Annotated in this window: 7 protein-coding genes; 5 read left to right on the top strand and 2 right to left on the bottom strand. The window is 71.8% G+C overall.

Going from position 1 to position 9,908, the window contains the following annotated elements:
• Window positions 1–229: 229 nt before the first annotated feature.
• The gene (locus tag OUY22_RS33660; RefSeq protein ID WP_270159319.1) at window positions 230–1,636 is read left to right on the top strand and encodes a glycoside hydrolase family 16 protein; all 1,407 of its coding nucleotides are present in this window, start codon (window positions 230–232) and stop codon (window positions 1,634–1,636) included.
• 63 nt (window positions 1,637–1,699) lie between these two features.
• On the opposite strand, the gene OUY22_RS36820 is transcribed toward OUY22_RS33660, so the two are convergent.
• Entirely contained in the window at window positions 1,700–4,042 is a 2,343-nt protein-coding gene (locus OUY22_RS36820; protein ID WP_333486842.1) for a GH1 family beta-glucosidase, read from the bottom strand.
• A 91-nt stretch (window positions 4,043–4,133) separates the two neighbouring features.
• On the opposite strand from OUY22_RS36820, the gene OUY22_RS33645 reads away from it, so the two are divergent.
• The 3 genes from OUY22_RS33645 to rocD all read left to right on the top strand — a co-directional run bounded on the left by OUY22_RS33645 (window position 4,134) and on the right by rocD (window position 6,752).
• Window positions 4,134–4,619 (top strand): Lrp/AsnC family transcriptional regulator, encoded by a 486-nt coding sequence (locus OUY22_RS33645; protein ID WP_270159318.1) that lies wholly within the window; start codon window positions 4,134–4,136, stop codon window positions 4,617–4,619.
• Between the two features lie 95 nt (window positions 4,620–4,714).
• Window positions 4,715–5,542, top strand: coding sequence for a dimethylargininase (gene ddaH / locus OUY22_RS33640; RefSeq protein WP_456299858.1), 828 nt, complete (start codon window positions 4,715–4,717; stop codon window positions 5,540–5,542).
• A gap of 1 nt (window position 5,543) precedes the next feature.
• Window positions 5,544–6,752, top strand: coding sequence for an ornithine--oxo-acid transaminase (rocD, locus tag OUY22_RS33635; protein ID WP_270159316.1), 1,209 nt, complete (start codon window positions 5,544–5,546; stop codon window positions 6,750–6,752).
• Window positions 6,753–6,815: 63 nt separating this feature from the next.
• On the opposite strand, the gene OUY22_RS33630 is transcribed toward rocD, so the two are convergent.
• Complete coding sequence (locus OUY22_RS33630) at window positions 6,816–8,372, bottom strand: alkaline phosphatase D family protein (RefSeq protein ID WP_270159315.1); 1,557 nt, start codon at window positions 8,370–8,372, stop codon at window positions 6,816–6,818.
• A gap of 215 nt (window positions 8,373–8,587) precedes the next feature.
• On the opposite strand from OUY22_RS33630, the gene OUY22_RS33625 reads away from it, so the two are divergent.
• Entirely contained in the window at window positions 8,588–9,865 is a 1,278-nt protein-coding gene (locus OUY22_RS33625; protein ID WP_270159314.1) for a Glu/Leu/Phe/Val family dehydrogenase, read from the top strand.
• Window positions 9,866–9,908: the final 43 nt, after the last annotated feature.

The following is a 9,908-nucleotide window of genomic DNA, read 5'->3' as shown; positions in this document are numbered from 1 at the left end:
GACGTACGGGCCCGCGCCCGCGAGCGGATCGCCGAGGCGCGGCGGCGCCCCTCACCGGAGGCGTCCCCCGCGTTTCTCCTATGCGGAGAGCGCTCTCTGAATGCGCCGGTGACCGCTCACCACTGCGCCCCCCTCGTGGTGCGGATTGTTGACAACGGGTAATGGAGTGTGTTTTCGTTCGGCGTGAGAGCGCTCTCTCCATCGGTCTCCCTTCCCCCCAGGAGCAGTGATGACTTCACCACCGTCCCGGACGCGCCGCCGGGTCGCGGCGGTCGCCGCGGCGCTGGCCGTCCTCGGCGGACTGCTGGTCCAGACCGCCACCACCGCCGCCGCCTCCGTCCCCGCCACCCCCTCCGGCTGGTCGCTGGTCTGGGCCGACGACTTCAACGGCTCGTCGGGCTCACTCCCCTCGTCCAACAACTGGATCATCGACACCGGCCACGGCTATCCGGGCGGCCCCGCCAACTGGGGCACCGGTGAGATCCAGAACTACACGTCCAACCCGGCCAACCTGAGCCTCGACGGCTCCGGCAACCTGCGCATCACCCCGCTGCGCGCCTCCAACGGCGAGTGGACCTCCGCCCGCATCGAGACCCGCCGCGCCGACTTCAAGCCCGCCGACGGGCGCATCCTGCGCATCGAGGGCCGCATCCAGATGCCGAACGTCACCGGCGACGCCGCCCTCGGCTACTGGCCGGCGTTCTGGGCGCTCGGCTCCCCCTACCGGGGCAACTACTGGAACTGGCCGGCGATCGGCGAGTTCGACATCATGGAGAACGTCAACGGCCTCAACAGCGTCTGGGCCGTGCTCCACTGCGGCGTCAACCCCGGCGGCCCGTGCAACGAGACCCAGGGACTGGGCGCCAGCCGCGCCTGCCCCGGCTCGACCTGCCAGTCGTCCTTCCACACCTACCGCTTCGAGTGGGACCGCAGCGTCAGCCCCAACCAGCTGCGCTGGTACGTCGACGGCCAGCAGTTCTTCAGCCTGAGCCAGTCGCAGTTCGACGCCACCACGTGGAGCAACATGACCGGCCACGCCGGCTACTTCCTGCTGCTGAACGTGGCCATGGGCGGCGCCTTCCCGAACGGCGTGGCGGGCTTCGGCACGCCGACCGCCGCCACCGTGCCCGGCCGCCCGATGCTGGTCGACTACGTGGCGGTGTGGCAGAGCGGCACCGTCACCCAGCCGACCGACCCGCCGACCGACCCGCCGGGTGACGGGTTCGACGCGCGCTCCACCATCCAGGCCGAGCGCTACAGCGCCCAGTCCGGCACCATCACCGAAACCACCACCGACACCGGCGGCGGGCAGAACGTGGGCGCCATCCGCAACGGCGACTGGCTCCGCTTCGACAACGTCGACTTCGGCTCCACGCCCGCGGGGCAGTTCAAGGCCAGGGTCGCGTCCGGGGCGGCGGCCGGCGTGAGCGGACTCGTCCAGGTGCGGCTCGGCAGCCCGACCGCGACGCCGATCGGCGACTTCGCGCTGGCCAACACCGGCGGCTGGCAGAGCTGGCGGACGATCCCGGCCAACATCACGCCGACGACCGGCAAGCACACCGTCTACCTGACGTTCAGCAGCGGCCAGCCGGCCGACTTCGTGAACGTCAACTGGTTCACCTTCTCCACGAACTAGCACCCCCCGCCGAGGCCCGTCCTGCCGCGGGACGGGCCTCGACCATGCCCGGCCGGGAGCCGGTCAGGCGCTGGAGCGCGTCACCAGCCTGGCCGGCAGCACCACCGGCGTGGTGTGCCGGCCTTCCAGGCGCGACAGCATCAGCCGGGCCACCGCCATGGCCTGCTCGGTCGGCGACGTCCGCACGGTGGTCAGCGCGGGCGTGGTGTACGCGGCCGCCTCGATGTCGCCGAAGCCCACGACCGCCAGGTCGTCCGGCACCCGGCGGCCGGCCTCCGCCGCGCCCCTGAGCGCGCCGATCGCCAGGTGGTCGGAGGTCGCGAGGACGGCGTCCAGCCGGCGCTCGTCGGCCAGCAGCCGGGCCAGGGCCGCCGCGCCGGACCCGGCGGTGTCGTCCGCCAGCGAGACGTGCGGCAGCAGCCCGGCCCGCTGGAGCGCGTCGCGGTGCCCGGCCATCCGGTCCTGGACGGCGACCAGATGGGTGGGGCCGCAGATGAGGCCGATGCGCCGCCTCCCCTGCCGCAGCAGGTGCTCGGTGGCCGCGGCGGCGCCGCCGGCGTTGTCGGCGTCCACGTACGGCACGAGCGAGTTGATCGCGGGCCGGCCGAGCAGGACGAGCGGCGCGTCGGTGCGGGCGAGCCGCTCGGCGAGCGGGTCGGCCCCGTCCGTCGGGAGCAGCACCACCCCGTCGGCCAGCCGGGCCTCGACGTGCCCGGCGATGCGGCGGTGGCTCTCGGAGGTGTCGGCGAGCATGAGGATGATCCGCTTGCCGGCCCCTTCCAGGACGCTGGTGACGTACTGGACGACGGCGGCGGTGAGCGCGTCGTCCTGGCGCGGGATGGACAGGACGAGCGCGACCGTGTCGGTGCGGCGGGTGGCGAGGCTGCGGGCGGCCGCGTTGGGCACGTAGCCGAGCTCCTTGACGGCGCGCAGGACGCTCTCGCGGACCTCGGGGCTGACCGCGGCGTCGCCGTTGACGACGCGGGACACGGTGGCCCGGGAGACCTTGGCCCGGGCGGCGACCGTCTCCAGCGTGGGCCGCCTGGGCCGGGTGTCGGCCAGGCCGTTGCGGCGCACCACGTCGCGGTACCACAGCGCGCTGTCCTTCAGCCGCCGCCGCTGGGTGGCGAAGTCGACGTGCACGATGCCGAACTTGCGCTGGTAGCCGTCGGCCCACTCGTGGCAGTCGAGCAGCGACCACAGCAGGTAGCCGCGGACCTTTGCGCCCTCGCCGACGGCGGCGAGCAGGGCCCGCAGGTGCTCTTCGAGGAAGCTGACGCGGTCCACGTCGTGGATGCCGTCGCCGGTCACGGTGTCGACGAAGTCGGCCCCGTTCTCGGTGATCATCAGCTCCTGCTCCGGGTACTCGTGGGCCAGGCGGCGCAGCAGCACGGTGAGCGCGCCGGGCACGATGGGCCAGCCCATCGCGGTCACCGCGGTGGGCACGGTGCAGAACAGCACCCCGTCGCTGCCCGGGTAGGCCGGGTCGGCGGGCTGGCCCGGCTGGGCGCGCACCACGCTGGGCGCGTAGTAGTTGACGCCGAGCAGGTCGAGCGGCTGGGCGATGGCGGCCAGGTCGCCGTCGCGGACGTGGCCGAGCCCGGCGGCGGACTCCACGACCTTGAGCAGCCGCCCGGGGTAGCGGCCGCGCAGCATGGGCTCCAGGAACTGCCCGTGGACCAGGTCGTCGATCCTGGCGACCGCGTCGGCGTCCTCCTGCGACAGCTGCCGGCCCGGGTCGGTGACCTGGCCGGGGGTCATCACGGGCGCGAAGTTGAGCACCGCGCCGACCCTGGCCGCGCCGGCCGAGCGCAGCGCCGAGGCAGCCAGGCCGTGCCCGAGCAGCAGGTGGTGGGCGGCGCGGAAGGCGTCGGCGGGCGACCGCCTGCCGGGCGCGTGCACCCCGGCGCCGTACCCCAGGAACGCGGCCACCCACGGCTCGTTCAGCGTGAACCAGGTGTGCACCCGGTCGCCCAGCCGCTCGTGCACGGTCCGGGCGTAGTCGGCGAAGCGGAGCGCGGTGTCGCGCTCCGGCCAGCCGCCCCCGTCCTCCAGCGCCTGCGGCAGGTCCCAGTGGTAGAGGGTCGCGTACGGGGTGACGCCGGCCGCGAGCAGCTCGTCGACCAGTCGCTCGTAGAAGTCGAGCCCGGCGGTGTTCACCCGGCCGGAGCCCGTGGGCAGCACCCGCGGCCAGCTGACCGAGAACCGGTAGGCGCTCACGCCGAGGTCCTTCATCAGGCGCACGTCGCCGGGGTAGCGGTGGTAGTGGTCGCAGGCGTCCTGCGCGTCGGAGAAGGCGTCCCAGATGGACGGCCCCCGCCCGTCCTCGGCGTGCGCGCCCTCGATCTGGTACGCGGACGTCGACACGCCCCACACGAACCGGTCAGGGAACGTCCCTTTGCTCATCACTCGCCCACTCCCCGTGCCTGACTGAAGTGGCCAGTCTGCCGCGATCAGATCGTCGCGCGCCACACGGTGCAGGCGGTATACAGAGCCCGTGGAACTCGACCGGCTGGATCGTGACATCATCGCCGCGCTCGTCGACGACGCCCGGGCGACCTACGCCGAGATCGGGCAGGACGTCGGCCTGAGCGCGTCGGCGGTGAAGCGCCGGGTCGACCGGCTGCGCGAGAGCGGCGCGATCACCGGGTTCAGCGCCATGGTCGCGCCCGCCGCGCTGGGCTGGACCACCGAGGCGTACGTCGAGCTGTTCTGCCAGGGCAAGACGAAGCCGTCCGACATCGCGCTGGCCGTGGCCCGCCATCCGGAGGTGGTGGGCGCGGCGACGATCACCGGCGAGGCGGACGCGCTGCTGCACATCAGGGCGACCGACGTGCGGCACGTGGAGCGGGTGATCGAGCGCATCGCCGCGGAGCCGTTCGTGGTGCGGACGAAGAGTGCGATCGTGCTGTCGAGGCTGGTCGACAGCCCGCCCGGCGCCAATCTGCCGGAGCCACGCAATGGATCGCCTGTCCTGGGCTGATAGTCGCAACGAATCCGCGCGTCCGCGCAACCACGCCCCCTTCCGGCTGCGCGCGGGGCGTTCCTAGGCTGTGCTTCGTCCCCTGACATGGGGAAATCCCCCGCTCGAAGACGACGGAGTCGTGCATGCCCAAACGCTTTCTCATGTGCCCCCCGGAGCACTTCGCGGTCGAGTACGCGATCAATCCGTGGATGGATCCCGCGGCGGGCGCCGACCGCGCCGTGGCGATGCGGCAGTGGGAGAGCCTCAAGGCGGCGTACGAGAGCCTCGGCCACGAGGTGTGCCTGATCGAGCCGGTCGAGGGCCTGCCCGACATGGTATTCGCGGCCAACGGCGCGCTGGTCGTGGGCGGCCGCGTGTACGGCGCCCGCTTCGCGTTCCCGCAGCGGGCCGCGGAGGGGCCGGCCTACCTGCGCTGGTTCGCCGAGCGCGGCTACCCCACGCTGACGCCCGAGCACGTCAACGAGGGCGAGGGCGACTTCCTCGCCATGGACGAGCTGATCCTGGCCGGCACCGGCTTCCGCACCCGGGTGGGGGCCCACCACGAGGCGCAGGAGTTCCTGGGCCGCCCGGTGATCTCGCTGCGGCTGGTGGATCCGCGCTTCTATCACCTCGACACCGCGCTGTTCCCGCTCGACGGCCGCAACGTCGCCTACTACCCCGAGGCCTTCTCGGAGGGCAGTCGCGAGGTGCTGAGGCGGCTGTTCCCCGACGCGGTGCTCGCCACCGGGGCCGACGCCGGCGTGCTCGGGCTCAACGCGGTCAGCGACGGCGTCAACGTGGTGATCAACGCCGAGGCGGGCGACCTCCAGCTTGAGCTCAAGAGGCGAGGGTACGAGGTGGTTTCGGTCGACCTGTCGGAACTGCGCAAGGCGGGTGGCGGCCCCAAGTGCTGCACACTCGAGATCAGGGGGGAGAACTGACATGACCACCAGCGCAGAGCTGATCGAGACAAGCGAACTCCGCAGCGCCCACAACTACCATCCGCTGCCCGTGGTGCTCCACGAGGCGCACGGCGCCTGGGTCACCGACGTCGAGGGCAGACGCTACCTGGACTTCCTGTCCGGCTACTCCTCGCTCAACTTCGGCCACGGCAACGAGAAGATCCTCGCGGCGGCGCAGGAGCAGCTGAGGAACCTGACGCTGACCAGCCGGGCCTTCTACCACGACCAGTTCGCGCGGTTCTGTGCCGGGCTGGGCGACCTGACCGGCAAGGACATGATCCTGCCGATGAACACCGGCGCCGAGGCCGTGGAGACCGCGATCAAGGTCGCCCGCAAGTGGGGCTATCTGGTCAAGGGCGTCGAGCGCGACAAGGCCAACATCGTGGTGATGGAGGACAACTTCCACGGCCGCACCACCACGATCATCAGCTTCTCCACCGACCCCGACGCCCGCGCCGACTACGGCCCCTACACCCCGGGCTTCACCGTGGTGAAGTACGGCTCCGCCGACGCGGTCCGCTCGGCCATCGACGACAACACGGTCGCGGTGCTGGTCGAGCCCATCCAGGGCGAGGCCGGGGTGCTGGTGCCGCCGGACGGCTACCTCACCCAGGTGCGCGAGATCTGCACCGAGCGGAACGTGCTGATGATCGCCGACGAGATCCAGTCGGGGCTGGGCCGCACCGGCGAGACGTTCGCCTGCGACCACGAGGGCGTGGTGCCCGACATGTACGTGCTGGGCAAGGCGCTCGGCGGCGGCGTGGTGCCGGTGTCGGCGGTCGCGGCGAACCGGGACGTGCTGGGCGTGGTCAGGCCGGGACAGCACGGGTCCACGTTCGGCGGCAACCCGCTCGCCTGCGCGGTCGGCAACGCGGTCGTGGAGATCCTCCGGACCGGCGAGTTCCAGGCCAGGGCGGCCGAGCTGGGCGCGATCATGCACGCGCGGCTGCGTGAGCTGGTCGGCCACGGCGTGGTGACGGTGCGCGGACGCGGTCTGTGGGCCGGTGTCGACATCGACCCGTCGCTGGCCGGCGGCCGGCAGGTGTCGGAGGCGCTGATGGCGCGGGGCGTGCTGGCCAAGGACACGCACGGGTCGACGATCCGGCTCGCGCCGCCGATCGTCATCTCCGAGGAGGACCTCCACTGGGCCCTCGACCGGCTCGCCGAGACGATCGGAGCCCTGCGCTGACCATGGGCGCCGGCGTGCCCGGCCGGCGGAGACGCCGGCGCGCCGGGGACGCGGCGCCCCCTGTCATTCGAGCCGTACGGTGTCGACCTTCCGCACGTCGTCGCCCGTGGACTCGTACCAGGTGGCCTCGGTGCCGGGGAAGGTGAGCTCCGCCATCGCGTTCTGGAACCACGGCCCCTTGATGATCTTCCAGCGGAAGGGCGGCCTGGGCAGCTTGGCCGAGCGGGCCAGCAGGCCGCCGATCAGCGTGGCGATGCCGAACTGGGTGAACACGTTGGCCCAGCGCAGCAGGCGGCTGAGCGGGTTGCGGATGGGTGAGCAGACGATCTGGTAGATCGGGCTGGTGCGGGCCTTGGCGACGTAGGAGTAGTGGACGTCGCCGGAGAGGATCAGCACCGGCTTGTCCAGCTCGACGAGCAGCTTGGACAGGTCCTCGAACGAGCGCCGGAAGGCCGCCCAGTGCTCCAGGTCGACGGCCTGGCGGAAGTTCTCGGACAGGCGGGCCACGGTCGGGCCCCAGGCGCCGTCGCACAGGGCCTCGTTCCAGTTCTGCACGCCGTGCACGCCCTCGGGGAGCAGGAACGGGATCGACGAGCCGATGATCAGGCGCTCGGCGGGCTTGGCGACCTCCTCCTCCAGCCAGGCCCATTCGAGGGGGTCGAGCATGCGCCGGTCGCCCGGCGTCAGCTGCCTGGCGCACCTGGTGTCGATCATGATGAGCCGGGCGTGGCCGAGGTCGCGGGAGTAGCTCCACCGGTTGCTGCTCGGCTCGGCGTCGGCCTGCGCGGCGAAGGCGTCGAGCTCGGCCGCGCCGTCGCCGCCGCCGTCGACCAGCTTGCTCAGCAGGGGGTCGGCGGCGCGCTCCTCCGGGGACAGGTTGCCCAGGTGCTGGTAGATCCAGTAGGCGCCGAGCCCGGCGACCACCCTGCGGCTCCACCAGCCGGTCTGCGCGATCTGCTCGCGCCAGGTCTGCGAGGTGTTCCAGTCGTCACGCAGGTCGTGGTCATCGAAGATCATCGCGCTGGAGACGGTGGACAGCAGCCACTGGATGTCCGGGTCGGTCCAGGCCCTGCGGTAGAGCTCGGCGTACTCCTCGAAGTCGGCGATCTCGTTCTTCGGCTCGGTGTCGCGGCGCTCGCGGATGAACTCCAGCATGTCGGCCGAAGGGCTGTCGGCGTAGACCTGGTCGCCGAGCAGCAGCAGCAGGTCGGGCCACTCCTCCTCGCCGGCCTCGGTCAGATGGCAGCCGTAGGAGCGCAGCACGTCGTAGCCGTGGATGAGGACGCTCGCGGTCTCGTGCGGCGCGGTCGTGCGGCAGGAGCCGAACATCATGCGCGACGGGCCCTCCGGCGGGATGAGCCGGATCCGGCTGGGCGGACGGCCTTCCAGCGGCCACACCCGCGCGCCGTCGAGGGTGACGGCATAGGAGTCGACATTCTGGGAAAGCTCTGTCATGTCGACGATCGCGTAATGATGGCCGTGCACCGTGAAGGTCGCGGACTCAAAAGACCTGCCGGATGCCTCGACGGCGACCGTGCACGGCTCATCGGTCTCCACGAAGATCGAGGCGCTGGCAGAATCGACGTACCGCAACATCGGCCCGACCACCAGTGCGGGCATTACACCCTCCGCTTCGACAGTTCGGCACACTCCGGGCCACAAGCCTGCCAGAGTGGCACTTTCCAGGCATCTGGATCAGCAGCTTGGATCTTACGGGGATCACACAATTTTCGTGGCCTCATTCTACGATAATCCGTACAACAACGCCCAAAAGGGTTAAAGGCAACGACGCCTTTACCCCGTTCAGGGCGTACGTAACAGGAGGAAGCTCTCCCATGAGTGTCATGGTGCCGTCAACGACGCCGGCACAGATCACCGCGGGCCGCGAGGCCCTGGCATCCGCGCTCTTCCAGCTCGACGGCGCGGCCGAGCGGCTGGGGCTCGACGACGGGCTCCGCGCCATGCTCGCCACCCCGCGCCGGTCGCTGACCGTCGCCGTGCCCGTCCGCCGCGAGGACGGCGGCATGGACGTCGTCCAAGGCTACCGGGTCCAGCACAATGTCTCGCGCGGTCCGGCCAAGGGCGGCATCCGCTTCCATCCGGCCACCGACATCCACGAGGTCACCGCCCTCGCCATGTGGATGACATGGAAGTGCGCGCTGGTCGGCATCCCGTACGGCGGCGCCAAGGGCGGCGTGGCCGTGGACCCGGCCCGCTACACCACCAACGAGCTCGAACGGCTCACCCGCCGCTACGTCAACGAGATCCTGCCGCTGATCGGCCCGGAGAAGGACATCCCGGCCCCCGACGTCGGCACCGACGAGCAGACCATGGCCTGGATCATGGACACCTACAGCGTGAACGCCGGATACGCGGTGCCCGGCGTGGTCACCGGCAAGCCGATGCCGCTCGGCGGCTCGCTCGGCCGGGCCGGCGCCACCTCGCGCGGCGTGCAGATCGCCGCCCTGTGCGCGCTCGGCCGCTCGCCGGAGGGCGTGACGGTGGCCGTGCAGGGCTTCGGCAAGGTCGGCGCGGCGGCCGCGCAGTACCTCGCCGACGCCGGCTGCAAGGTCGTCGCGGTCTCCGACGTGACCGGGGCCGTGTACGCGCCGGGCGGGCTCGACGTGCCCGCGCTGGCGGCCCACGTCGCCGAGACCGGCCAGGTGCTCGGCTACCGCCACGCCGACGCGCTCGGCCTGGACGAGCTGCTGGAGCTGGACGTCGACCTGCTGGTCCCGGCCGCCCTGGAGGGCGCGATCACCGAGGCGAACGCGCCGCGGGTGCGGGCCCGGATGATCGTGGAGGGGGCCAACGGCCCGACCACGCCGGAGGCCGACCGCATCCTGGGCGCGAACGGCACGCTGATCGTGCCCGACATCCTGGCCAACGCCGGCGGCGTCATCGTGTCGTACCTGGAGTGGGTGCAGAACATCCAGTCCTGCTCGTGGACCGAGAGCCAGATCGAGCGCAAGCTGCGCGATCTGATGGAGAGCGCGTTCGGGGAGGTCAAGTCCGTGGCCGCGGAACGCGACCTCACCCTGCGCGAGGCGGCGCACGTCATCGGCGTCGGCCGCGTCGCCGAGGCCCACCGCATGCGCGGCCTCTACCCGTAGCGCGGGCGGCGGCCACCTCCCCGGAACCGGCCGGCGGAGGTGG

The organism is Nonomuraea corallina, from assembly GCF_027620315.1.
Taxonomy (GTDB): Bacteria; Actinomycetota; Actinomycetes; order Streptosporangiales; family Streptosporangiaceae; genus Nonomuraea; species Nonomuraea corallina.
Note: the sequence above shows the minus strand (reverse complement) of the source record. Positions and strands in the feature narration are given on the sequence as shown.